The following is a 21,596-nucleotide window of genomic DNA, read 5'->3' on the forward strand; positions in this document are numbered from 1 at the left end:
GCGGAAGTGACGAGACAAGTCCCGGTGCGCTTCGGCGACCGATCCTACGAGGTGCTCATCGGCCCCGGAGTGCGCTCCGCGCTGCCCGGGGTCATCGAGAAGCTGGGCGCCCGGCGCGTGGCGGTGGTCTCGGCGCGGCCCGCCCCATGGGTGCCCGACACGGGCGTGGAAACCCTGCTGCTGCCTGCCCGGGACGGCGAACGGGACAAGACCCTCGCCACCGTCGAGGCGCTGTGTGCCGCGTTCGTCCGGTTCGGGCTGACCCGCTCCGACGCCGTCGTCTCCGTCGGCGGCGGCACCACCACCGACGTCGCCGGCCTGGCCGCCGCGCTCTACCACCGCGGCATACCCGTCGTCCACCTGCCGACCAGCCTCCTCGCCCAGGTCGACGCCAGCGTCGGCGGCAAGACCGCCGTCAACCTGCCCGAGGGCAAGAACCTGGTGGGCGCCTACTGGCAGCCCGCCGCCGTCCTGTGCGACACCGACTACCTCACCACCCTGCCGGCGCGTGAACTGCGCAACGGGCTCGGCGAGATCGCCCGCTGCCACTTCATCGGCGCCCCCGGCCTGCACGGACTGCCGCTCACCGAGCAGATAGCGGCCAGCGTGACCCTCAAGGCCGGCATCGTCTCCGCCGACGAACGCGACACCGGGCCCCGGCACCTGCTCAACTACGGCCACACCCTCGGCCACGCCCTGGAGGCGGCCACCGGGTTCGCCCTGCGGCACGGCGAGGCCGTCGCCGTCGGCACCGTCTTCGCCGGCCGCCTCGCCGGAGTGCTCGGCCGGATCACCCCCGACCGGGTCCGGGAGCACCAGGAGGTGGTCGCCGCCTACGGCCTGCCCACCGCACTGCCCGACACCACCGAACCCGGCACACTGATCGGCCTGATGCGCCGGGACAAGAAGGCCCGCGCCGGCCTCACCTTCGTCCTCGACGGCCCGGCCGGCGCCGAACTCGTCGCCGACGTGCCCGAGCCGGCCGTCACCGAGGCCCTCGCCCGGATGGAACGCGCCCCCCTCGACCGGCTCCTCGCCGTCAGCCCGGCCGGCAGCGCGGGAACGGAGGCGGCGGTGACATGACGTACCCCCCGCGATGGCCGCCGGACACCCCGGCCCGGATCCGGCGGCGAGCCGTCGAACGCACCCTCGCCGACCGGCTCGACGCGGCCCTGGCCAGGCCCGCCGCACAGCAGCCCGACTGGCCCGACCCGGCCCGGGCCCGCGCCGTGGTCCGCCGGCTGAGCGCCGGCGAACCCCTCGTCACCCCCGCCGAGACCCGGCGGCTCCTCGACCGGCTCAAAGCCGTCGCCCGGGGCGAGGCACTCCTGCTCCAGAGCGGCGACTGCGTGGAGACCTTCGCCGACAGCACCGAGGCCCACCTGCGGGGCAACCTCGCACTGCTCCGGCGGATGGCGCTCGTCCTCACCCACGGCGCCGGCCTGCCCGTGGTCACGGTGGCCCGCGCCGCCGGCCAGTACGCCAAGCCCCGCTCCGACCCCGCCGACGCCCACGGACTCCCGGTGTACCGCGGCGACATCGTCAACTCCGCCGAGGCGACCCACGCCGCCCGCGCCCCCGACCCGGAACGCATGGCGCGGGCCCACGCCCACGCCCGCGAGGCGATGACCGTCGTCCGCCGGCTCGCACGCGGCGACCTCGCCGACGCGCACGCCCTGCACGAGGAGAACCGGCGTTTCACCGACACCGCGCCGGGAGGCCGCCGGCACGCCGCCCGGTCCGCGGAGATCGGCCGCGGCCTGCGCTTCATGACCGGCATCGGCGCCCCCGCCCCCCGGCTCGGCGAGATCTGGACCAGCCACGAGGCGCTGCTGCTGGACCACGAACGCACCCTGCTGTGGATCGACGCGGAGGGGGCCGAGCCCCGACTGTCCAGCGGGCTGGCCCACTTCCTGTGGATCGGGGAACGCACCCGGCAGCCCGACGGAGCGCACCTCGCCTTCGCCGAGCTGCTGGCCAACCCCGTCGGCGTGAAGATCGGCCCGGGCACCACACCGGAGCAGGCCGTGGACTACGTCCGCCGGCTCGATCCGCACGGCATTCCCGGCCGGGTCACCCTGATCAGCCGGATGGGCCACGACCGGGTGCGTGAGGTGCTGCCGCCGATCGTGGAGAAGGTCACCGCCTCCGGCCGCCAGGTGATCTGGCAGTGCGACCCCATGCACGGCAACTCCCGCACCGCGGCCGGCGGCCTCAAGACCCGGCACTTCGACCACATCCTCGCCGAGATCACCGGCTTCCTCGACGTGCACCGGGCCCTGGGCACCCACCCCGGCGGCCTGCACCTGGAGGCGACCGGCGAGGACGTCACCGAGTGCGTCGGCGGCGCCCGCGGTCTGACCGAGAACGACCTGCCCACTCGCTACCTCACCGCCTGCGACCCCCGCCTCAACGCCGAACAGGCCATGGAACTCGCCTTCGCGGTGGCGGAGCTGTTCGCGGCCGGCCCGGCCCCCAGCCCGGAGACACCACGATGACCGACACCCCGCGACCGACCGAGGCCCGCAGCATCACCGCCACCGGCAACGAGACCGGCACGACTACCCGCACCACCAAGGGCACCACCGCCACCGGCTCCGGTACCACCACCGGCACCAGTGCCAGCCCCGGCACCGCCCTCACGGCCGGCACCGGTAGCGCCATCACCGCGGGTGCCCCCCGGCAGAGCCTGGTCGGTGGAAGCACCCGGCTCTACGCCGTCCTCGGTGACCCGGTGGAGCAGGTCCAGTCGCCCGGGCTCCTCAACCCGCTCTTCGCCCGGCTCGGCATCGACGCCGTGCTCGTCCCCGTGCACGTCCGCCCCGCCGACCTGGAGAGCGTCGTCCGGGGACTGCAACGCGTCGGCAACCTCGACGGCTTGTTCGTCACCGTCCCGCACAAGACGGCCGCGGCCCTGCTGGCCGACCGGCGCAGCCGCACCGTCGAGATCACCGGCAGCGCCAACGTGCTGCGGCGCGAGAGCGACGGAGCCTGGCTCGCCGAGAACTTCGACGGCTCCGGGTTCGTCACCGGCCTGGCCTCGGCGGGCCACCCGCCGAAGGACGCCCGGGTGGCCCTCGTCGGCGCCGGCGGAGCGGGCAGCGCCATCGCGGCGGCCCTCCTCGACGCGGGCGTGGACCGGCTGACGATCACCGACCCCGACACCCCGCGGCTGACCGCGCTCGTCGACCGGCTGGCCGCGCACTGGCCCGGCCGGGTCCACGCCGTCGGCCGGCCGCCCCTGGACGACACCGCCATCGCCGTCAACGCCACCCCGCTCGGCCTGCGCCCCGACGACCCGCTGCCCTTCGAACCCCGCGAGCTGCGGCCCGGCGCCGTCGTCGCGGACATCATCATGAAACCCCGCGACACCCGGCTGCTGCGCGAAGCCGCGGCATACGGACTCCCCGTGCACCACGGAAGCCACATGCTCACCGGGCAACTCGACTCCTACCGCGCCTTCTTCGCACTGCACACCCCCTGAGGGGAGCGGCACCGGCCGACTACCAGACCGAGGGATGGAAGGGCCCGCACACCGGCACCTAGGCTGAGGACGGCCAGCGCCGCGCGACCCGTCCGGACCGGCACTCCGCCCCTCGCCTCGCCCGCTCACCTTCCACCAGCCCGTTCCCGACGGAGATTTGGAGAACCATGAACGCGCGACCGGCACCCCAGTTCCCCGAGTGGCCCCAGTACGACGACGACGAGCGGACCGGACTGATCCGCGCCCTCGAACAGGGCCAGTGGTGGCGCATGGGCGGACAGGAAGTCGAATTCTTCGAGCGCGAGTTCGCCGACTTCCACGGCTCCCCCCACGCCCTCGCCGTCACCAACGGCACCCACGCCCTCGAACTCGCCCTCCAGTGTCTGGGCGCCGGCCCCGGCACCGAGGTCATCGTGCCGGCCTTCACCTTCATCTCCTCCTCGCAGGCCGCCCAGCGCATCGGCGCGGTCGCCGTCCCCGTCGACGTCGACCCGGACACGTACAACATCGACGTCGCCGCGGTGGCCACCGCGATCACCCCGCGCACCCGGGCGATCATGCCCGTGCACATGGCCGGCCTGGTCGCCGACATGGACGCCCTCGGCAAGCTCTCCGCCGACACCGGCGTACCGATCCTCCAGGACGCGGCCCACGCCCAGGGCGCCCGCTGGCAGGGAAAGCGGGTCGGCGAACTCGGCTCGGTCGCCGCGTTCTCCTTCCAGAACGGCAAGCTGATGACCGCCGGCGAGGGCGGCGCCGTCCTCTTCCCCGAGAGCGACCTCTACGAGGCGGCGTTCCTGCGGCACAGCTGCGGCCGGCCGCGCGCCGACCGCCGCTACATGCACCAGGTCGCCGGCACCAACATGCGGCTCAACGAGTTCTCCGCCTCCGTGCTCCGCGCCCAGCTGCGCCGCCTGCCTGCCCAGACCGAACTGCGCGACAAGCGCTGGGCGTTGCTGTCCCGGCTGCTCGGTGCCGTCGACGGGGTCGTACCGCAGGGCAGTGATGTCCGCGCCGACCAGAACACGCACTACATGGCGATGTTCCGCATCCCCGGCATCTCCGAGGCGGACCGCAACGCCCTCGTCGACCGGCTGGTGGACGCCGGGCTGCCCGCCTTCGCCGCGTTCCGTGCCGTCTACCGCACCGACGCCTTCTGGGAGACCGGCGCCCCCGACGAGAGCGTCGAGCAGATCGCCGAACGCTGCCCGCACACCGAGGCCATCAGCGGCGACTGCGTCTGGCTGCACCACCGGGTGCTCCTCGCCGACGAACCCGACCTGGAGATCACGGCCGAGATCGTCGCGGACGCCGTGGCCGCCGTATGAGCGTGCGGGCCGCCGTGGTGGGGCTCGGCTGGGCGGGGCGTGAGCTGTGGCTGCCCCGGCTGGCCTCCCACCCGGACTTCGAGCTGGTCGCCGTGGCCGACCCCGACCCCGCCGCGCGGGCGGCCGTCGGCGCGGCGACGGGCACGCCCGCCCACGCGACCCCGGACGCGCTCGACGCCGGGTCCGTCGACCTCGCCGTCGTCGCCGTACCCAACCACCTGCACACCACGGTCGCCGCCGGGCTGCTCCGCCGGGGCGTGTCCGTCTTCCTGGAGAAGCCGGTGTGCCTGTCCAGCGCCGAGGCCGACGTGCTGGCCGCGGCCGAGCGCGACGGCGGCGGCACGCTGCTGGCCGGCAGCGCCGCCCGGCACCGCGCCGACGTACACGAACTGGCCGGGCTGGTGCCCGGCCTGGGGCGGATCCGGCATGCCGACCTGGCCTGGGTCCGGGCCCGTGGCGTGCCGCGCGCGGGCGGCTGGTTCACCCGGCGCAGCGAGGCCGGCGGCGGCGCCCTCGTCGACCTCGGCTGGCATCTCGTCGACACCCTGACCGCCCTGCTCGGTCCGTCCCCGGTCCGCCAGGCCGTCGGCGCCACCTCGGACGACTTCCTGAACACCGGCGAGTGGTCCGCCGCCTGGCGCCGCGAACAACCCGTCACCGCTCCCACCGGCGACGTGGAGGACACCGCCCGGGGCCTCTTGCTCCGCGAGGACGGCATCTCCGTCTCGCTGCACGCGAGTTGGGCCTCGCACGAGGCGCGGGACCTCACCCTCGTCCGCGTCGAGGGCAGCGCCGGCACCGCCGAACTGCGCTGCACCTTCGGCTTCAGCCCCAACCGTCAGCCCGAGTCCGTCCTGACCCTCACCCGTGAGGGCACCACCCGCCGGCTGCCGGTGCCCGCCGAACCCGTCGGCGCCGAGTACGCCCGGCAGCTGGACGGCGTCCCGGCCCTCCTCGCCGACCCGGCCGGCCGGGGCCGCGCCATCGCCGAGGCACGGACCACCGTACGGCTCGTGGAGCGGCTCTACGCCTCCGCGCGGGCCGATCGCGACGGGGCCGAGCGAGCCCGTGTACCAGCGGATCACGAGCAGATGAGGACCCCATGACAACCCCCTCGACCGACCGGCCCGTCGCCGCGGCCGGCCTCCTCACGGCGACCCGGACGGCGGTCGTCTTCGACCTCGACGGGGTGATCGTGGACAGCTTCGCGGTCATGCGGGAGGCGTTCGCGGTCGCCTACGCGGAGACCGTCGGCGACGGCCCGGCCCCGTTCGAGGAGTATGTGCGCCACCAGGGACGCTACTTCCCCGACATCATGCGGATCATGGGACTGCCCCCCGAGATGGAGGAGCCCTTCGTCCGCGAGAGCTACCGGCTCGCCCACCGCGTCGAGGTGTTCGACGGCGTCGTCGAACTCCTCCTCACCCTGCGGGTACGGGGCCTGCGGCTGGCCGTGGCCACCGGCAAGAGCGGCGAACGCGCCCGCTCCCTCCTCGACGGCCTCGGCCTGCTGCCGTTCTTCGCGCATGTCATCGGCTCCGACGAGGTGGCCCGGCCCAAGCCCGCGCCCGACATCGTGCTGCGCGCCCTGGAACTGCTGGACGTGGGGCCCGGGCAGGCCATCATGGTCGGTGACGCGCCCACCGACCTGGCCAGTGCCCGCGACGCCGGTGTCGCCTCGGCCGCCGCCCTGTGGGTCGGCCCCGACGAGGCGGAACTGCTCGCCGCCGGGCCCGACGCGGTCCTGCGCCGCCCGCTCGACCTCCTCGCCCTGTGCCCCGCCGTGCCGGGCGCCTGACCGTGCCCGCTCCCCGGGGCCGGCTCCCCGCCGCCGGTCCGGCGCCGGGCCGTCTCGGCGTCGACATCGGCGGCACCAAGGTCGCCTTCCGGGCCGAGACCGGTGACGGCCGCGTCGAGGAGTCCACCTTCACCTGGGGCCCGCACCGCGACGCCGGCCGGGACCTTGCCGAACTCGCCGCGCATCTGCGTCAGTCGTCCGCCCTCACGGACGTACGGGCCGTCGGCGTGGCGCTGCCGGCCACCGTCGGCCCCGGCGAACGGATCACCGCCTGGCCCAGTCGCCCGGCCTGGACCGGCCTCGCCGTCGGCCCGGCGCTGCGGGAGCTGTTCCCCGGGGCGGCCGTCGCCTGGGCGGACGACGGCGACCTCGGCGCCCTCGCCGAAGCGGACGCCGCCGGCTGCCCCCACCTGCTCTACGTCGGCGTCGGTACCGGAGTCGGCGGCGGACTCGTGCTCGACGGCGCGCTCTGCCCCGGGCCCGGCCGGGGCTCCTTCGAGATCGGCCACCTCGTCGTCGACCAGGACGGCCCCGACTGCGTCTGCGGCCGGCGGGGCTGCCTCCAGGCCACCGCCTCCGGACCGGCGACCCTCGCTCGCGCGGCCCGGCTGCGTGGCCGGCCCGTCACCTTCGACGCCCTGCGGGACGGGCTGAGCGACCACCTGCCCTGGGCCGAGGCCGCCCTGGACCGGACGGCCCGCGCCCTCGCCACGGCGATCGCCGGCGTCGGTGAACTCGTCCGACCCGAACGCGCCCTGCTCGGCGGCGGTTTCGCCGCGGGCATCCCCGCCCTGCTCGACACGGTCGCCGCCCACCTGACGGCCCTCGGCCGCCCCGGCCACCCCACCCCGCCCCTCACCCCGGCCCGCCTGGGCGGACTGTCGTCCCTGCGCGGCGCACTGCTCCTGGCCCGCCGGCTGTGACCCGCCCCCCGTCGCGGGAGGCGGGGCGTCGTGCTCACGCCCGGCCGGGCCGTCTCGTTCAGTTCACGCCCGCGGTGACCGCCGGGGCCGGGGCGGTCAGGGCGGTGCGCAGGCCGTCCACCAGGGCGGTCACTCCCGCCGGGTCGGACGCCGCGCCGAAGACGTGGTAGTCGGGGCGCACCACCAGCGCGGTAGCGCCGTACCGCTCGAGGTACGCGCACAGCACCCCGTCGGTGTCCACCGCGTCCACCACACCGGCCGTGCCGTGCGCCGTCCCGTCGTACGGGCCGGTGGCCGGCCACAGCCGTACGACCGGGGCGCCGAGGTCCCGCAGGAAGGCCAGCCGGTCCGGGCCGAGGCCCGGCTCCGTCCCGGCGCGGGTGAGCAGGACGAAGCCGCCGCCCACGACGTCGTCCAGCGGCTCCCCGCCGGTCGGGCGGTGCAGCCGGCCGTGCGGCAGGACCTCGCCCGCCGGGGGTACGCGGCTCTCCACGCCGGCGCCCGCCGGGCGGTGCAGCAGCCCGCAGGTGACCGGCCGCGCCGGATCGGGCCGGCCGGGCCCCCGCCCGCGCCGGTTCGCCAGCACCGTCGCGTCGCGCTCCGCCGCTGCCGCCGGGTCCGTCACACAGATCAGCCGCCCCAGCTGCACCGAGGCGAGGATGGACTCGCGCACCTGCGTCCGGCGCTCCTCGGTGTAGGTGTCGAGGAGGGACTCCGGTGAGGTGCCGCGCAGCACCAGGTCCAGCCGCCAGGCCAGGTTCACCACGTCCCGTACTCCCGAGCACATGCCCTGCCCCGCGAACGGCGGCATCAGGTGTGCCGCGTCCCCGGCCAGCAGTGTGTGACCCGCCCGCCAGGCGTCGGCCCACCGCGCCTGGAAGATGTACGTGGTGCTGCGCAGCAGCCGCGCGGTCCGAGGAGTGACGCCGAACGGGGCCAGCAGCCGCCAGGCGGTCTCCTCCCGGTTCAGGTCGGCCGCCCGTTCGCCCGGCAGCCGCATGAACTCCCAGCGCCGGTGCCCGGGCCCGCTCCCCACCAGCGTGGTGGGCCGGGCCGGATCACAGATCTGCACGTTGGTCGGCGTGAACTCCCTCGGCTCACGCAGTTCCACGTCGCACAGCAGCCACTCGTAGGAGAAGCCGAGGTCGGTGACGGACACGCCCATCCGCTCACGGACGAAGCTGTTGGCGCCGTCGCAGCCGACCACCCACCGCGCCGGGAACGTCTCGGCCGTCCCGTCCTCGTCCTCGGCGGTCACCGTCACCCCGGCCGGACCGTCCGCGACGTCCACCACCTGCCGGCCGCGCAGCACCGTGATGCCCGGCAGTCGCGCGGCACGGGCGGCGAGCAGTTCCTCCAGCGCGGGCTGGTGCATGGTGTTGGCGTCGGGCCAGCCGTACGGGCCCCGCGTGGTGAACTCGATGTCCAGCAGCGGCTTTCCCTCCGCCGTGCGCCACTGGTACCCGGTGCCCGGCTCGGTGATCCGGCCCAGCTCCCCGCCGATGCCGGTGCCGGCCAGCAGCCGTGCCGTCTCCCCGTCGAAACTCGTCGCCCGGGGCAGTGTGTACGGCCGTCGGCGGCGTTCGAGGACCGTCACCCGCCAGCCGCGCCGCGCCAGCAGCAGGGACAGCACCGAGCCGACCGGCCCGTACCCGACGACCACCACGTCCGTCCCCGGCCCGCCTCCCGGTGAACCGCCGGACGCCTCGCCGCCGTTCGGTGACACGGCGGGCCGGGACGCATCGCGCGGTGACGCCGCGGACGGTGACGCATCGGACATGTGAACCCCCTCGGTGGTGCCTGGCTGGCGGGCCTGCTCGGATGACTCGTGGCGAGCGTAAGGGCCCGGCGGCCGATACCGGCCGGAATCCGCCGCGGGCTATCAGGTTGGGGGATACCGGCCCCGAGCCGCCCCGGCCTACGCTGCCGGACGTCCCGCCCGGACGCTGGTCCCCGACGCGAAAGCGAGCCCCTCGGCATGCCTGGAGCAACCGCGCAGTTCGAGAAGTGGGTCAACGTCTTCCGCCCCTCGCCGGACAGCGCGGTACGCCTCGTCTGCCTGCCGCACGCCGGCGGCTCGGCGAGTTTCTTCTTCCCGGTCGCCACGGCCCTCGCCCCCGCGGTGGAGGTCCTGGCCGTCCAGTACCCCGGCCGGCAGACGCGCCGGCAGGACCCCGCCATCGACAACATCCCCGAGTACGCCGACCAGATCTTCGCGGCGCTGCGCCACCTGGACGACCAGCCGCTCGCCCTGTTCGGGCACAGCATGGGCGCGGTGCTCGCCTACGAGGTGGCCCTGCGCATGCGGGACGCCGGACTGCCCTCCCCGGTCAGGCTGTTCGCCTCCGGCCGGCGCGCCCCCTCCCGCTACCGCGACGAGCACGTGCACGCGGCCACCGACGAGCAGGTGCTGGCGGAACTGCGCGCCCTCAGCGGACCGAACCAGGCGATCCTGGCCGACCCCGAGGTGCTGGCGATGTTCCTCCCGGCGATCCGCAGCGACTACACCGCGATCGAACGCTACCGGCACGAACCGGGCCGGCTGCTCGACTGCCCGGTGACGGTCCTCACCGGCGACAGCGACCCCAGGACGACACTCGACGAGGCACGCGCCTGGGAGGAGCACACCACCGGGCCGACCGACCTGCGCGTCTTCTCCGGCGGTCACTTCTTCCACGTCGAGCGGAGCGCCGAGGTCCTCGCGCTCCTGACCCGCAGCCTGAGCGGACAGGATGCCGGCACCGCCCACTGATCTCCATCGCCCGTGCCGACGAGGGGAAAGCCCGTGACGCTCGCCGAAGCCGGACCCGTCCTCGCGGACCGGGACGCGGACGGACCCCGGCCCTCGCACGGCTCCGGCCGGCCAGGCGCGCCCGGCGGCGCGCCCCACAGCGACACGCCCAACAGTGAGGTGACCCCATGACCACCCTGCTCCTGCTGAACGGACCCAACCTGGGCATCCTGGGCCGGCGCGAACCCGAGATCTACGGCACCGACACCCTTGCCGACATCGAGAAGGCCGTCGCCGCCGAGGTGAGCGGCGCCGGCTGGGACGTGCTGTCCCTCCAGCACGACTCGGAGGGCGATCTGGTCCGCGACATCCACCGGCACCACTCCGACACCGTCGGCGCCATCGTCAACCCCGGTGCGCTGATGATCGCCGGATGGAGCCTGCGCGACGCGCTCGCCGCCTACCCGCGCCCCTGGATCGAGGTCCACCTCAGCAACGTGTGGGCGCGCGAGAGGTTCCGGCACGAGTCCGTGATCGCCCCGCTGGCCTCCGGCGTCGTGGCCGGCCTGGGCCCGATGGGCTACCGGCTGGCCGCGACCGCCCTGCTCGAACTCGTCGGGGCAGAGCGCTGACGCCCGCCGGGGCGGCCCCCGCCGCGCAAGCACCTGCCCACCGCGTGTCGAAAGGACCCCGCTCATGAAGCTCGCACTGCACGAGGCCGGCGACGGAGACCGGACGGCGCTGCTCGTCCACGGCGTGATGTCGTCGGCGGACACCTGGCGCCGGGTGGCCCCGCTGCTCACCGCGCGCGGCTACCGCGTGATCATGCCCGATCTGCGCGGCCACGGCGACAGCCCGCACGCCGACGAGTACACGCCCGAGCTGCTCGCGGCCGACCTGGTCGAATCCGTGCCGGCGGGCGTCGACCTCGCCCTCGCCCACTCCTTCGGCGCGCCCGTGCTCGCCCTCGCGCTGCCCGGTCTGCGCCCGGCCCGCGTCGTGTACAGCGACCCCGCATGGCGGCTCGGCGCCCAGTCGGTGGACGAGGTGCGGGAGTTCGCGCAGGCCACCAAGTCGGCCACCGCCGAGAGCATCCGCCGGCTGTGCCCGCGCTGGCTGCCCGAGGACATCGAGGCCGAACTGACCGGCTACGCACGCTGGGACGTCCGGGCCATCGAGTGGCTCCGGAGCGACCGGGACCTGATCCCCGCGCGCGCCGAGGTGCCCTCACTCGTCCAGGGCGCCGGCGACCACCACCTCGTACCCGACGAGCTGGCCGAGCGGCTCCGCGAGCGCGGTTTCGAGGTGGTGTACGTGCCGGACACGGGTCACTGCATCCACCGGGACGACGTCGACGGCTTCCTCAAGTCGTTGGAAGGCTGGCTCTGACGGCCTGTGTTACGTTGATCCAATGGACGCTGCCGGTCAGGTCACACGGGCGGAGACGGACTCTTCCTCCACCGGTGACACACCACCACCCGCGTTACACGGTTCGTTCTCCCTCGACCTGGACTTCACCGTGGCGCGGGCGGAGGTCTTCCGGGGCTTCGCCGACCCGTCCGTGCGCCGGCGCTGGTTCCGCCTCCCGGGCCGTTCCTCCACCGCCGAGCACGAGCTGGACTTCCGGGTCGGCGGCGGGGAGAGCGCCCGTAACGTCTTCGTCAACGGCGACACCGAGGAACACCTCGCCTACCGCTCGCGGTTCCTGGACATCGTGCCGGACTCCCGCATCCTGTACGTCTACGAGGCCGAGGTCGACGGCAGCCGCCGCTGGGTCTCCCTCGTCACCGTCGAACTGGCCGACGACCCCGCCGGATCCCGCTTGACCTGGACCGAGCAGTTCACCTGGCTCGTCCCCACCGGAGACGGCAGCCAGGACCTCGCCCATCTGCGCGGCGGCACCCGGCTCCAGCTCAACGGCCTGTCCGCCGCGGTGAATCCCGACCGCCACCGAGGCCTGCGCAGGGCCACGACCTCGGTCAGCAAGGACCACTGACGTCCACGAGCATCCACGGCGCCGGTCCGGTGCCGTCGCTCCAGGCGTCCAGGGCCGCGCGGTTCAGGCACAATATCCCGCACTGCTCGGCGTACTCGACGGCCGGCGCCGTGAAGTCGCTGGTGGTGACGAGGACCGCGACATCGGCCTCGTGCACGGTGTAGCAGGTACCGCCGAAGCGCTGGAGGTCCTGCGAGCCGACACGGTTCGCATCGCCGTACCGCTTGCACTGGACGACCAGCCGCCGTCCGTCCGGGGCCACCGCCAGCACGTCGGCGCCCAAGTCACCCGCGCCGCCCACGACTTCGACAGCCGTACAGCCGTCCCGTTCGCACAGCGCGGCCACGGCCTGCTCGAACGCGTCGGGGTCCAGGGCGCCGTAGTCGACGGTGTCAGGGGCGTGGAGCCCGGCGGGGGAGGAGAGGTCAGGGCCGGCCGCCCCGGCCTGCCGGGGCACGAACGCGGCCGGGGCCACGGGCGCGGGTGCCTCCAGCTCCTCCAGCGCCGTGTGCGCCGCCTCCTCCAGCGCCGCGGCGGCCCGCTGGGCGGTCCGCGCGGGGGACAGGCGGCGCCGCCGGCGGCGCAGCGCCAGTGCGGCGGACACGGCGAGCAGACACAGGACGGCCACCCAGACGGGGCGCCGCTCGGCGGCCGAGGCCGCTGTCCGGGCGGCGAAGCCGAGCACGCACAGGGCGAGGGCGAGGACCGCGAAGAACAGGGCGGTGGCGCGCAGGTCGAACGGCCGGCGGGTCCCGCCGGTGGGGCGGCTCATGCGGCGTACGGGCATGGTCACGGTGGTGACGCCCCTCTCTCCCGGCTGGATACGAAGATCACCAGGGACGGATGCCCGCGATCCGCCGGTTCATCAACACCCCTCGCGTCCGGACCCGTTGGCCGCGGCGCGCACGGCCGCTTCCTCCCCGGCATGCGAGACCGGCCGGGCGGCGAACCGCCCGACCGGTCTCGTGCCCCGCTGCGGGGGCGTCACCGATAGGGGTGAGGGGTGGGCCGGCAGTGCCGTGCCCGGCCGGCCGGATCAGACCGGACGGATGTTCTCCGCCTGGGGACCCTTCTGGCCCTGGGTGACGTCGAACTCCACCTTCTGGCCTTCCTGGAGCTCGCGGTAACCCTGGGTGGCGATGTTCGAGTAGTGGGCGAAGACGTCGGGGCCGCCACCGTCCTGCTCGATGAAGCCGAAGCCCTTTTCGCTGTTGAACCACTTGACCGTGCCGCTGGCCATCACTATCTCCTTCGAGCGAACCGGGCCCGCGTTCTCGGGCCCCGGCAGGAGCCGCCCTGGTTCGTAAGACGCTGAACAGCAAGAACGCCCGTGGTTTGCGATCACGGGCGAACGGGACTTCGGAACCACGACTGCTGGATTCCGACGCTACACCCGCGCCCCGCCCACCGCCACCGCAAAGCGCCGGTGCGCGTGTTGGCGAACCGGACGGCCCCGTCCCAGAGCCGACGTGCGGAGATCAGCGCCGTGTGCGCACGATGCACCTGTCGGCCGGCCCGGCACGACGGGAGCCGACGCCGCACCCTCCCTCGACACGGCAAGGAGACCACCATGGCGAGCATCAGCCCGATCGACCTCCAGAAGGCGCTGAAGGGCGCCAACTACCCCGCCAGCCGGGACGACCTCGTCACGCTGGCCAAGGACAACGGCGCGGACGACACCCTCGTCGAGAAGTTGTCCGACGCCCCGACGGACCAGTTCGACGGTCCGAACGACGTCCAGAAGGCAGTGTTCGAAAACGAGTAGCCCACGCGGCCGTCCGCCGGACGGGTCATCTCGCCGGCCTCGGCGCTTGCCCTCCACCCCGAAGGGAGCCCGCCCGCACTGTGCGCGGACAACTGCCGGGGGCACCCCCGGACACACCCCGGAGAGTGCTGCTGACCGGGTGGTTCAGCTTCCTGCACGGCGAGGCGACCGCCGGGGACGTGCTGGCCCTGGAGCGGGTCCGGGACGTGCTGGGGCGCGCGGGCGTCGCTCATGACGTCGCCTGGAGCCCCGGCTTCCGTCCCGGGGCCCTCCATCTGGCGGACGTACGGCCCGAGGACTACTCCCACCTCGTGTTCGTGTGCGGCCCGCTGCACGGCCGGCAGATCGAAGACCTCCACCGGCGGTTCGCGCACTGCGCGCGGATCGCCGTCGGGACGTCCGTCATCGCCCCGGACAGTCCCGCCGTGACGGGCTTCCACCGGGTGCTGGCCCGGGACGCCGGGACCGCCGAGCCCGGCCGGGATCTGGCGGCCCGGGCACCCGCCCTCCCGCCGCGGCCGGTCGTCGGCCTGGTGCTCACCCACGGCCAGCACGAGTACGGGCGGCAGCGGCGGCACGGCCAGGTCGCCGAACAGGTCACCCGCTGGCTCGCGGCCAAGGACTGCGCCCGGCTGGAGATCGACACCCGGCTCGACATCCGCGACTGGCGTCTGTGCGCGACGCCCGCCCAGCTGGAAGCCGTGCTCACCCGGCTGGACCTCGTCGTCACCGACCGTCTGCACGGACTCGTCCTCGCGCTGCGCGCGGGCGTACCGGCACTGGCCGTCGACCCGGTCGAGGGCGGGGCGAAGCTGACCGCGCAGGCACGGGCCTGCGACTGGCCCGCCCTGGTGCCCGCGGAACGGCTGGACCGGGCCCGGCTGGAACGCTGGTGGCACTGGTGCCTGACCGCCGGGCGGGTGACCGCCGGGCAGATCGCCGCCGAGTTCCGCGAGGGCGTCGTCGGGGACGGCGCCGACCGCCTCCTGGAGGCACTGGCGGCCCCTGTCGCCGACCGGGCCGGTCAGCCGGCCGCCGGCCGATGGCACGACTGACCGGCCCGTCCGCCCCGCGCGCCCCGGCCGTTTGCCCCGGGACCCGCGGGGGACCCGGGCGGCGATCATCGCCTGAACCTCCCCACTCCTGTGGAAGCGCCTACTCAAACTGGTGTTTACAGGGTGAAAGCGAGGCAAGTCGATCCCGTGCCGTCGTACAGAAAAGGAGTCGTCATGACCGTTCCCGAGGAGAACCGGCCGAAGACCGAGTCGACCGACGAGGTCCTCAAGGACACGGACGCCACCGACCGGCCCGCCGAGGGCGCGACCGGCCGCACGGTCGAGGAAGCACTGGAGGAGGCGGGGATCAGCCCCGACGACTTCGAGGAGAAGTAAGCGCCACGAGGAGGAAGCGTGCACCTGCCTTTCCCGCATCCGCTCTTCGACCGCCCCGGACCGTACGCCACCGTGTACTCCGGCCCGGCCCACCGCGACGAGCCGGGCGCCGAGCAGCGCGGACTGCCCGTACGCGAGGCCTGCCGGTCGCCGGAGCAGGACGGCGCGGACGCGGCGACCACCGAAGCGGTCCGCGACGGGGGTGGACGCCGCCGCACCGCGGTCCGCCGGCCGGCCACCGCCACCCCGCCGACCGGCGCGGCGGCGGGTCTCGCGCGCCGGGGCCGGACCCGTTGAGCCGCTGGGACAGCCAGGAGTTCACGACCGCCGCCGGCACCCGCGTCCACTCGGCCGCGCTCGGCCCCTGCGACGCCCCCGAGGTGGTGTGCGTCCACGGCCTCGGCTGCTCCTACCGCTACTGGCTGCCGTTCGCCCGGGCCCTCGCGCCGCGGGCCAGGACCGTCGCCGTGGACCTGCCCGGCTTCGGCCGCACCCGCGGTCCGGACCACGCCCTCGACGTGCGGCAGCTCTCGCTCGCACTGGCCGACTGGCTCCGCGCCACCGGCCGGGGGCCGACGACCCTCGTGGCCAACTCGATCGGCTGTCAGATCGTCGTCGACCTCGCCGTGCACGCGCCGGAGCTGGTGGGGCCCGTGGTGCTCAACGGGCCGACCTTCGACCCTCGCGCCCGCTCACTGTGGACCCAGGGGGTCCGGCTGCTGCGGGACGTCCCGTGGGAGCGGCCGTCACTCGGGCCGCCGCTGCTCATGAGCTACGCCGAGTGCGGCGTGCGCCGCGCCCTGCACACGTGCCGGTACGCGCTGCGCGACCCCGTGGAACACAAGCTGCACCGGCTGCGCACGCCCGTGGTGGTGGCCCGCGGGGCGCGGGACCCGGTCGTGCCGCAGGCGTGGGCCAGGGAGGTCACCGCACTGCTTCCCCACGGCCGTCTGGTCACGGTACCGGGAGCCGGGCACGCCCTGAACTTCTCCGCACCGGAGGCCCTCGCCCGCATCACCCTCGGCCTGCTCCGCGAGGGAGGGCGGGACGAGGGGGCCGGAGATGCCGGCGCGCCGCCGTGAACCCGGCGCGGGCCCGCCGCGCTCACCGGTTGCCGGGCCAGGCGGCGGTCATGCCGTCGGGCACCCCGGCCAGCGCCGCTGTGTCGGCCGTGGCATCGACCCGGGGACCGAGCCATTGGCACACCACGATGGTGGCGTCGTCCCGCAGCCGGCTGTGGTGCAGATGCGTCTGGATGAGGCGGCGCAGGGTCTCCGGGACGGACAGGCCGTCGATGTGATGGCGGACCAGGATGTCGACGAAGCGGGCGAGTCCGAACTCCTCACCGCCGGTCACCTGGGCTTCGGTGATGCCGTCGGTGTACAGGACGAGCCGGTCACCGGGCTGGAGCTGTTCGCGGCAGATCTTGGTGGGCAGCCGCAGATCGGTCCCCATGGGATGCGCCGGCGGACACCGCAGAAGGGTGGTCCAGCGTCCGTCCCGGATCAGCACGGGCGGATGGTGGCCGCGGTTGACCCAGGTCAGCACGCCGGTGGAGGTGTCGAGGTCGGCGAGGACGCCGGTGACGAAACGGGTCCGGCCGAACTGTTCGACCAGCACCCCCTCGATGGCGTCGCCGAGATCACCCAGGTCCGTTCCCTGCCTGCGGTGGTTGCGGCAGGCGCCCATGGCGAGGGCGGCGGTGAGACCGGCCGAGGTGTCGTGGCCCATGGCGTCGAAGATCGACAGATGGAGGACGTCGGCGGCGGTGGCGTAGTCGTAGGCGTCCCCGCTGACCTCGTACGCGGGCTCCATCACGGCGCCGACGACCACCCGGCTGTCGGTGTAGGTGCGGGGCGGCATCAGCGTCCACTGCATCTCCGCGGCGACGTTCATGGGCTGGATGCGGGTCAGGCGGGCGTAGGAGTCACTGGTGTCCCGGCTGCCGACCACCAGCATCGCCACCAGGGAGGCCAGCGCCAGCATGTCCTCGCGGAGGCCCTCCCCGTCCTCGGCGCAGGCCGCGTGCAGTACGCCGAGGCGTTCGGTGCCGTCCAGGAGCGGCACCCACCATGCCCGGAGGCCGCCACCGGTGTCGGCGGCGGGCACCACGCACCCGTACTGGAAGGCACGCCCGGCGACGGTCCCCTCCACGGACAGCTCCGCCTTGCCCTCGGGTGCGCCGGCGTGGGCGTCCAGCCCCTTGCCGGTGAGCAGCCGCAGAACGTCGCGCCGTAGATCTCCCAGGTAGATGAGCACTTCGGAGAAACCGGCCGTCGCGGCGTGCTCCGCGACCCGTGACGGCAGGCGTTCGAACGAGAGCACATGGCTCTCGGCCAGCAGTCCCGCCAGCATGCACCGCACCGCTCGGTCCCGCCCCGTCATGGCACACCTCCCTTGCGTCCCATCCGTCCCCATGTCACTGCATCCCGCCACTTGTACCTTTCGCCCCCGGCCGGCCCGGCAACTCGGTGGCGCGCGCGGACGGCGAACCGCTCAGGGCCGGGGGCGCAGCGGGCGCCCGTCCGACGGCGGACCGCCGCCGATGCCGGCGAGCAACTCCCCGCACAGGTCACGGAGCTTGATGTTGCGGCGCTGCGAAGCCGTACGCAGCAGGTCGAACGCCTCCTCGGCCCGGCACCGCCGCTGGCCCATGATCACCCCGATCGCCTGGTCGATGACGGCGCGGGACTCCATCGCGGTGCGCAGATCGTCGGCGTACTGCTGCGCGTCGGCGATGCGCTGCGCGAGCGCGATGGCTCCGGTGGCCTGCGCGGCGAGCGCGCGCAGACCGGCGACATCCGCGTCCGCGAAACCGAGCACCTTCGGCGAGTACAGGTTGAGCGCACCGGCCGTGTGGGTGTGGGCGGCGATCGGCAGGGAGAGCGACGAGCGGGTCCCGCAGGCGGCGGCGTAGGCCGGATACGGACCCCAGCGTTCCTCGTCCAGCATGTCCGCCACTTCCACCTCCTCGCCGGTGCGCAGCGCGTGGAGACAGGGCCCGTCGTCCTGCCCGTACTGGGCCTCGTCCAGGTCGGAGGCGCCGACACCGGAGCTGACCACCGTCAGCGGCCGGCCCTGCCGTTGCAGGGTGATCCCGACGCCCTGGGCGGCGGGCGCCAGGCCCGGCGCCCGGTCCGCGAGTGCCTGGAGGAACCGTTCCACGGAGTCGGTGCTCAAGAGGAGGGAGGTGAGGTCGGGGAGCACAGACGGCTGTTCGGTCATGATGCTGCGTCCTTCCGGGCCGTGCCCGAGGGTCGGCATCCTGTGCGCCGCCGGGACCACGGGGATCCAGCCCCGAAGAGAAACTCCGGCGAAACCGGCCGGCCCGCCCCTGGGGAACGGAAGTGACGGCCCTGCCAACCCCCAGTATCCCCGCATTCCCCGCGATCTCCCCGCCGGGGGCGTTCTTTCCCGGTCAGCTGGACGGTCGGCGGAACGGAGGCCCGGCGCCGGCACGGCCGTGCGCTGGTCGGGGCGCCGCGACGGCCGTGCGCTGCCGGGGTGCCGCGACGGCCGTACGGCACCGGCGTGCGGGACGGAAGCGCGCCGTGCCGCGCCCCGGGGCAGGCCCCTTCGGGACGTCTCCTCCGCCGAGCGGCACACCTCCGGCGACCTGACCGCCGTACGGGCCCGGTCCAGCCGGTATCGCGGCCGGCCCGGCGGGTACCCAGGTCGGCGCGACGGGCGCGACACACCGCGTCCGCACCGAGCGGTGAGGGAGTGGGTCATGGCAGGGAAGGAGCCGCGGACGGAGCAGGACCGGGCGGCGCGCCTGAGGGAGATCGCCGCCGACGTGTTCGGCTGGGACACCCTGTTGCCCGAGCAGCTCACCGCCATGCAGTGGGTGCTGGACGGCGCGGACGCCCTCGTCGTCATGCCGACCGGGTCCGGCAAGTCCGCCGTCTACCAGGTGCCCGCCCTGATGCTGTCCGGGCCGGTCGTGGTCGTGTCGCCGCTGCTGGCCCTCCAGCGGGACCAGATCGCCGGCCTGCCGGAGGGCGGCCACGGCCCCGGCGCGGTCGCGCTGAACTCCGATCTCGGTGCGGCCGGGACGGAAGCCGCCTGGGAAGCGGTGCGCGGGGGCGAGGCGCGCCTGCTGTACCTGTCGCCGGAGCAACTGGCCAAGGACGAGGTGGCGGAGCGGCTGGCGGAGGTGGAACCGGCCCTGTTCGTGGTCGACGAAGCGCAGTGCGTGTCGTCGTGGGGCCACGACTTCCGCCCCGACTACCTGCGCCTGGAACAGGCGGTACGCCGGGTGGGCAGGCCGCCTCTGCTCGCGCTGACCGCCACCGCCGCGCCGCCGGTGCGCAAGGAGATCGCCGAGCGGCTCGGCATGCGCCGGCCGCGGCAGCTGGTGACCGGCTTCGACCGGCCGAACATCCGGCTGGAGGTCCGCCGCTTCCTCGACGACGACGACCGGCGCCGGGCCGTGGTGGAGCGGGCCGCCGCCGAACCCAAGCCGGGCATCGTCTACGCCGCGACCCGCAAGGACAGCGAGTACTACGCCGCGGAACTGGCCTCGCTGGGCCTGGCCGCCGAGGCCTACCACGCCGGGCTGCGGGCCGCCGAACGCGCCCGTGTCCACGACGCCTTCCTCTCCGGCGCCGCGGACGTCGTCGTGGCGACCTCGGCGTTCGGCATGGGGATCGACAAGGAGGACGTACGGTTCGTGGTCCACGCCTCGCTGCCCGGGTCCCTGGACGCCTACTACCAGGAGATCGGCCGCGGCGGCCGGGACGGCCGCCCGTCCCTCGCCGTACTGCACTACCGGCCGCAGGACACGGGTATGCAGACCTACTTCGCCGGTCGCTCCCCGAGCCACGACGTCCTGTCCGAGGTGGCCGACGCCGTCCATGACCGCGGCGAGGACCCCGCCGACCTGGACGAGCTGCACAAGGACACCGGCCTGTCCCGGAACCGGGTCACCGCTGCGGTGAACCTGCTGGAGGAGGCCGAAGCCGTCACCACGGGGGAGGAGGGCGAGGTCCTCCCGGCCCCCGACCTGTCTCCCGGCCAGGCGGCCGAGCGGGCCGCGCGGACCGCGCAGGCGCATCGCCTGACCGACCGCACGCGGGTCGAGATGGCCCGTGCGTACGCCGAGACGACCGGTTGCAGACGGGACTTCCTGCTCGGCTACTTCGGTGAGGACTACACGGCCCCGTGCGGGAACTGCGACATCTGCGACGACGAGGACGCCGGGCAGGGGCAGGAGCGGCCCGCTCACCCCGCGGCGGCGTCCTACCCCGTCGGCACGGAGGTACGGCACGGGCAGTGGGGTGACGGCACCGTGCTCAGCGAGGACCAGGACCGCATCACGGTGCTGTTCGACCAGGCCGGGTACCGCACGCTCGCGCTGGAGGCGGTGGCCGGGCGCGACGACCTGCTCACGGTGGTGCGCAGGCCGGGCGAGGACCGCTCCGCCGGCTGACGCACGGCTGTTTCCGGCGCCCGCCCCAGGGAACCCGGCGGCAACCCGGCGCAGAGGGGAGTGAGGAACATGACCGACCGGAACGATCATCGCGAGGACCGCTTCGACCGGGCGCGCAGCCCGGAGGAGCCCGGAGCGCACTCGGGCTCGGAGAGCCAGGCACGGGAGCGGGTGGTGCCGGGCACGGCCAGTGCCGAGGAGGGCTACCGGACGGAACGCGGTACGACGGCGGGCAAGCCCCTGGAGGGCGTCGAGGCCGAGGACCGACCCGAGCGGGACCGGGACGCCGAGGACGGCGGACCGTCCGCCTAGGTCCTCCCGGTCCGACGGTCAGTCCGGGCCTTCGGGGAGGTAATAGGTCTGCCGCAGGAAGGCGGCCATGTCCTGGAGCGCCCGCGTGTATCCGGCCCGGTAGCGCGCGTCGGTGTCCGTGCGCCGGCTCTCCGCCTCCGCCCACGCGTCCAGACGCAGGGCGATGAGCAGATGGTTGCGGTACAGAGCACCGTGTCTCCCGCCGAGGGCGGCCAGCGCCCGCCCCTCGTCCCAGTCCTCGAGGTCACCGGTGTCGAAGGCGAGCAGCTCTTCGAACGGCACTTCGTCCGGTGGCGGCACGATGCTCCTCCTCGCTCGCGGTTCCGTCGCCACGGCGGCCCGGAAACCCGGCGCCGGCGAGAGGCGAGTGACCGCGCGGACGCACGTACCGATACGGTCGGTGCAACCAGCACGCGCCGGATCGCGTGAGAGGTCGG

Annotated in this window: 24 protein-coding genes; 18 read left to right on the forward strand and 6 right to left on the reverse strand. The window is 74.4% G+C overall.

Translation table 11 applies throughout. From position 1 onward, the window contains the following. Positions 1-6: 6 nt before the first annotated feature. The 7 genes from ACGFT1_RS24270 to ACGFT1_RS24300 all read left to right on the forward strand — a co-directional run bounded on the left by ACGFT1_RS24270 (position 7) and on the right by ACGFT1_RS24300 (position 7,533). Complete coding sequence (locus ACGFT1_RS24270; protein WP_373911061.1) at positions 7-1,083, forward strand: 3-dehydroquinate synthase; 1,077 nt, start codon at positions 7-9, stop codon at positions 1,081-1,083. Further along, a complete protein-coding gene (locus ACGFT1_RS24275; protein WP_373911062.1) occupies positions 1,080-2,498 on the forward strand; it encodes a 3-deoxy-7-phosphoheptulonate synthase in 1,419 nt (472 codons plus the stop codon). Before ACGFT1_RS24270 ends, ACGFT1_RS24275 begins: the two co-directional genes overlap by 4 nt. Further along, on the forward strand, positions 2,495-3,484 hold the full coding sequence (locus tag ACGFT1_RS24280) for a shikimate dehydrogenase (protein WP_373911063.1): 990 nt from the start codon (positions 2,495-2,497) through the stop codon (positions 3,482-3,484). Before ACGFT1_RS24275 ends, ACGFT1_RS24280 begins: the two co-directional genes overlap by 4 nt. A gap of 167 nt (positions 3,485-3,651) precedes the next feature. After that, positions 3,652-4,812: a 3-amino-5-hydroxybenzoate synthase gene (gene rifK / locus ACGFT1_RS24285; RefSeq protein WP_373911064.1), complete on the forward strand. Its 1,161-nt coding sequence runs from the start codon at positions 3,652-3,654 to the stop codon at positions 4,810-4,812. Further along, the gene (locus ACGFT1_RS24290; protein WP_373911065.1) at positions 4,809-5,918 is read left to right on the forward strand and encodes a Gfo/Idh/MocA family protein; all 1,110 of its coding nucleotides are present in this window, start codon (positions 4,809-4,811) and stop codon (positions 5,916-5,918) included. Before rifK ends, ACGFT1_RS24290 begins: the two co-directional genes overlap by 4 nt. Continuing rightward, complete coding sequence (locus ACGFT1_RS24295; protein WP_373911066.1) at positions 5,915-6,610, forward strand: HAD-IA family hydrolase; 696 nt, start codon at positions 5,915-5,917, stop codon at positions 6,608-6,610. The genes ACGFT1_RS24290 and ACGFT1_RS24295 overlap by 4 nt, the downstream gene beginning before the upstream one ends. A gap of 2 nt (positions 6,611-6,612) precedes the next feature. Beyond that, positions 6,613-7,533 carry an ROK family protein gene (locus ACGFT1_RS24300; protein ID WP_373911067.1) on the forward strand — a complete coding sequence of 307 codons (921 nt, stop codon included), beginning with the start codon at positions 6,613-6,615 and terminating at the stop codon, positions 7,531-7,533. Between the two features lie 58 nt (positions 7,534-7,591). Here the strand turns inward: ACGFT1_RS24300 and ACGFT1_RS24305 are convergent, their stop codons facing one another. After that, positions 7,592-9,313 (reverse strand): bifunctional 3-(3-hydroxy-phenyl)propionate/3-hydroxycinnamic acid hydroxylase, encoded by a 1,722-nt coding sequence (locus tag ACGFT1_RS24305; protein WP_373911068.1) that lies wholly within the window; start codon positions 9,311-9,313, stop codon positions 7,592-7,594. A gap of 198 nt (positions 9,314-9,511) precedes the next feature. Here ACGFT1_RS24305 and ACGFT1_RS24310 point away from each other — a divergent pair, with 198 nt between their 5' ends. The 4 genes from ACGFT1_RS24310 to ACGFT1_RS24325 all read left to right on the forward strand — a co-directional run bounded on the left by ACGFT1_RS24310 (position 9,512) and on the right by ACGFT1_RS24325 (position 12,260). Next, on the forward strand, positions 9,512-10,285 hold the full coding sequence (locus tag ACGFT1_RS24310) for a thioesterase II family protein (protein ID WP_373911069.1): 774 nt from the start codon (positions 9,512-9,514) through the stop codon (positions 10,283-10,285). A gap of 167 nt (positions 10,286-10,452) precedes the next feature. Then, the gene (locus tag ACGFT1_RS24315) at positions 10,453-10,896 is read left to right on the forward strand and encodes a type II 3-dehydroquinate dehydratase (protein WP_373911070.1); all 444 of its coding nucleotides are present in this window, start codon (positions 10,453-10,455) and stop codon (positions 10,894-10,896) included. 64 nt (positions 10,897-10,960) lie between these two features. Next, positions 10,961-11,653 carry an alpha/beta fold hydrolase gene (locus ACGFT1_RS24320; RefSeq protein ID WP_373911071.1) on the forward strand — a complete coding sequence of 231 codons (693 nt, stop codon included), beginning with the start codon at positions 10,961-10,963 and terminating at the stop codon, positions 11,651-11,653. Between the two features lie 22 nt (positions 11,654-11,675). Next, positions 11,676-12,260, forward strand: a complete 585-nt coding sequence (locus ACGFT1_RS24325) for an SRPBCC domain-containing protein (RefSeq protein WP_373911072.1) — start codon at positions 11,676-11,678, stop codon at positions 12,258-12,260. Here the strand turns inward: ACGFT1_RS24325 and ACGFT1_RS24330 are convergent. Together ACGFT1_RS24330 and ACGFT1_RS24335 are read right to left on the reverse strand one after the other, a co-directional pair. Beyond that, a complete protein-coding gene (locus ACGFT1_RS24330) occupies positions 12,244-13,032 on the reverse strand; it encodes a restriction endonuclease (protein ID WP_393733949.1) in 789 nt (262 codons plus the stop codon). The two genes, ACGFT1_RS24325 and ACGFT1_RS24330, sit on opposite strands and share 17 nt — an antisense overlap. A 264-nt stretch (positions 13,033-13,296) precedes the next feature. Next, positions 13,297-13,500 carry a cold-shock protein gene (locus tag ACGFT1_RS24335; protein ID WP_121785754.1) on the reverse strand — a complete coding sequence of 68 codons (204 nt, stop codon included), beginning with the start codon at positions 13,498-13,500 and terminating at the stop codon, positions 13,297-13,299. Positions 13,501-13,830: 330 nt separating this feature from the next. On the opposite strand from ACGFT1_RS24335, the gene ACGFT1_RS24340 reads away from it, so the two are divergent. From ACGFT1_RS24340 to ACGFT1_RS24360, 5 genes are all read left to right on the forward strand, one after another. After that, on the forward strand, positions 13,831-14,025 hold the full coding sequence (locus ACGFT1_RS24340; protein ID WP_373911074.1) for a DUF2795 domain-containing protein: 195 nt from the start codon (positions 13,831-13,833) through the stop codon (positions 14,023-14,025). A 131-nt stretch (positions 14,026-14,156) separates the two neighbouring features. After that, a complete protein-coding gene (locus ACGFT1_RS24345; RefSeq protein ID WP_373911292.1) occupies positions 14,157-15,080 on the forward strand; it encodes a polysaccharide pyruvyl transferase family protein in 924 nt (307 codons plus the stop codon). Between the two features lie 174 nt (positions 15,081-15,254). Next, positions 15,255-15,416 carry a hypothetical protein gene (locus ACGFT1_RS24350; RefSeq protein WP_373911075.1) on the forward strand — a complete coding sequence of 54 codons (162 nt, stop codon included), beginning with the start codon at positions 15,255-15,257 and terminating at the stop codon, positions 15,414-15,416. Positions 15,417-15,434: 18 nt separating this feature from the next. Continuing rightward, a complete protein-coding gene (locus ACGFT1_RS24355; RefSeq protein ID WP_373911076.1) occupies positions 15,435-15,713 on the forward strand; it encodes a hypothetical protein in 279 nt (92 codons plus the stop codon). Next, positions 15,710-16,498 (forward strand): alpha/beta fold hydrolase, encoded by a 789-nt coding sequence (locus ACGFT1_RS24360; RefSeq protein ID WP_373911077.1) that lies wholly within the window; start codon positions 15,710-15,712, stop codon positions 16,496-16,498. The genes ACGFT1_RS24355 and ACGFT1_RS24360 overlap by 4 nt, the downstream gene beginning before the upstream one ends. Before the next feature lie 22 nt (positions 16,499-16,520). On the opposite strand, the gene ACGFT1_RS24365 is transcribed toward ACGFT1_RS24360, so the two are convergent. Then, positions 16,521-17,801 carry a PP2C family protein-serine/threonine phosphatase gene (locus tag ACGFT1_RS24365; protein ID WP_373911078.1) on the reverse strand — a complete coding sequence of 427 codons (1,281 nt, stop codon included), beginning with the start codon at positions 17,799-17,801 and terminating at the stop codon, positions 16,521-16,523. Positions 17,802-17,912: 111 nt separating this feature from the next. Beyond that, on the reverse strand, positions 17,913-18,641 hold the full coding sequence (locus ACGFT1_RS24370; RefSeq protein ID WP_373911079.1) for a GAF and ANTAR domain-containing protein: 729 nt from the start codon (positions 18,639-18,641) through the stop codon (positions 17,913-17,915). A 505-nt stretch (positions 18,642-19,146) separates the two neighbouring features. Between ACGFT1_RS24370 and ACGFT1_RS24375 the strand changes: the two genes are divergently transcribed. Next, complete coding sequence (locus tag ACGFT1_RS24375) at positions 19,147-20,847, forward strand: ATP-dependent DNA helicase RecQ (RefSeq protein WP_373911080.1); 1,701 nt, start codon at positions 19,147-19,149, stop codon at positions 20,845-20,847. A 69-nt stretch (positions 20,848-20,916) separates the two neighbouring features. Next, positions 20,917-21,159, forward strand: coding sequence for a hypothetical protein (locus ACGFT1_RS24380; RefSeq protein ID WP_373911081.1), 243 nt, complete (start codon positions 20,917-20,919; stop codon positions 21,157-21,159). Positions 21,160-21,177: 18 nt separating this feature from the next. On the opposite strand, the gene ACGFT1_RS24385 is transcribed toward ACGFT1_RS24380, so the two are convergent. Further along, positions 21,178-21,459: a hypothetical protein gene (locus ACGFT1_RS24385; RefSeq protein WP_373911082.1), complete on the reverse strand. Its 282-nt coding sequence runs from the start codon at positions 21,457-21,459 to the stop codon at positions 21,178-21,180. Positions 21,460-21,596 lie beyond the last annotated feature (137 nt).

Source organism: Streptomyces sp. Y20 (assembly GCF_043195475.1).
Lineage (GTDB): Bacteria > Actinomycetota > Actinomycetes > Streptomycetales > Streptomycetaceae > Streptomyces.

What these genes read in the sequence shown, in the direction of transcription:
- rifK (WP_373911064.1), top strand. Translation starts at nt 3,652, where the DNA reads ATGAACGCGCGACCGGCACCCCAGTTCCCCGAGTGGCCCCAGTACGAC.
- ACGFT1_RS24295 (WP_373911066.1), top strand. Translation starts at nt 5,915, where the DNA reads ATGACAACCCCCTCGACCGACCGGCCCGTCGCCGCGGCCGGCCTCCTC.
- ACGFT1_RS24365 (WP_373911078.1), bottom strand. Translation starts at nt 17,801, where the DNA reads ATGACGGGGCGGGACCGAGCGGTGCGGTGCATGCTGGCGGGACTGCTG.
- ACGFT1_RS24370 (WP_373911079.1), bottom strand. Translation starts at nt 18,641, where the DNA reads ATGACCGAACAGCCGTCTGTGCTCCCCGACCTCACCTCCCTCCTCTTG.
- ACGFT1_RS24310 (WP_373911069.1), top strand. Translation starts at nt 9,512, where the DNA reads ATGCCTGGAGCAACCGCGCAGTTCGAGAAGTGGGTCAACGTCTTCCGC.
- ACGFT1_RS24290 (WP_373911065.1), top strand. Translation starts at nt 4,809, where the DNA reads ATGAGCGTGCGGGCCGCCGTGGTGGGGCTCGGCTGGGCGGGGCGTGAG.
- ACGFT1_RS24305 (WP_373911068.1), bottom strand. Translation starts at nt 9,313, where the DNA reads ATGTCCGATGCGTCACCGTCCGCGGCGTCACCGCGCGATGCGTCCCGG.
- ACGFT1_RS24280 (WP_373911063.1), top strand. Translation starts at nt 2,495, where the DNA reads ATGACCGACACCCCGCGACCGACCGAGGCCCGCAGCATCACCGCCACC.
- ACGFT1_RS24275 (WP_373911062.1), top strand. Translation starts at nt 1,080, where the DNA reads ATGACGTACCCCCCGCGATGGCCGCCGGACACCCCGGCCCGGATCCGG.
- ACGFT1_RS24320 (WP_373911071.1), top strand. Translation starts at nt 10,961, where the DNA reads ATGAAGCTCGCACTGCACGAGGCCGGCGACGGAGACCGGACGGCGCTG.
- ACGFT1_RS24315 (WP_373911070.1), top strand. Translation starts at nt 10,453, where the DNA reads ATGACCACCCTGCTCCTGCTGAACGGACCCAACCTGGGCATCCTGGGC.
- ACGFT1_RS24325 (WP_373911072.1), top strand. Translation starts at nt 11,676, where the DNA reads ATGGACGCTGCCGGTCAGGTCACACGGGCGGAGACGGACTCTTCCTCC.
- ACGFT1_RS24330 (WP_393733949.1), bottom strand. Translation starts at nt 13,032, where the DNA reads ATGAGCCGCCCCACCGGCGGGACCCGCCGGCCGTTCGACCTGCGCGCC.
- ACGFT1_RS24375 (WP_373911080.1), top strand. Translation starts at nt 19,147, where the DNA reads ATGGCAGGGAAGGAGCCGCGGACGGAGCAGGACCGGGCGGCGCGCCTG.
- ACGFT1_RS24380 (WP_373911081.1), top strand. Translation starts at nt 20,917, where the DNA reads ATGACCGACCGGAACGATCATCGCGAGGACCGCTTCGACCGGGCGCGC.
- ACGFT1_RS24335 (WP_121785754.1), bottom strand. Translation starts at nt 13,500, where the DNA reads ATGGCCAGCGGCACGGTCAAGTGGTTCAACAGCGAAAAGGGCTTCGGC.
- ACGFT1_RS24350 (WP_373911075.1), top strand. Translation starts at nt 15,255, where the DNA reads ATGACCGTTCCCGAGGAGAACCGGCCGAAGACCGAGTCGACCGACGAG.
- ACGFT1_RS24340 (WP_373911074.1), top strand. Translation starts at nt 13,831, where the DNA reads ATGGCGAGCATCAGCCCGATCGACCTCCAGAAGGCGCTGAAGGGCGCC.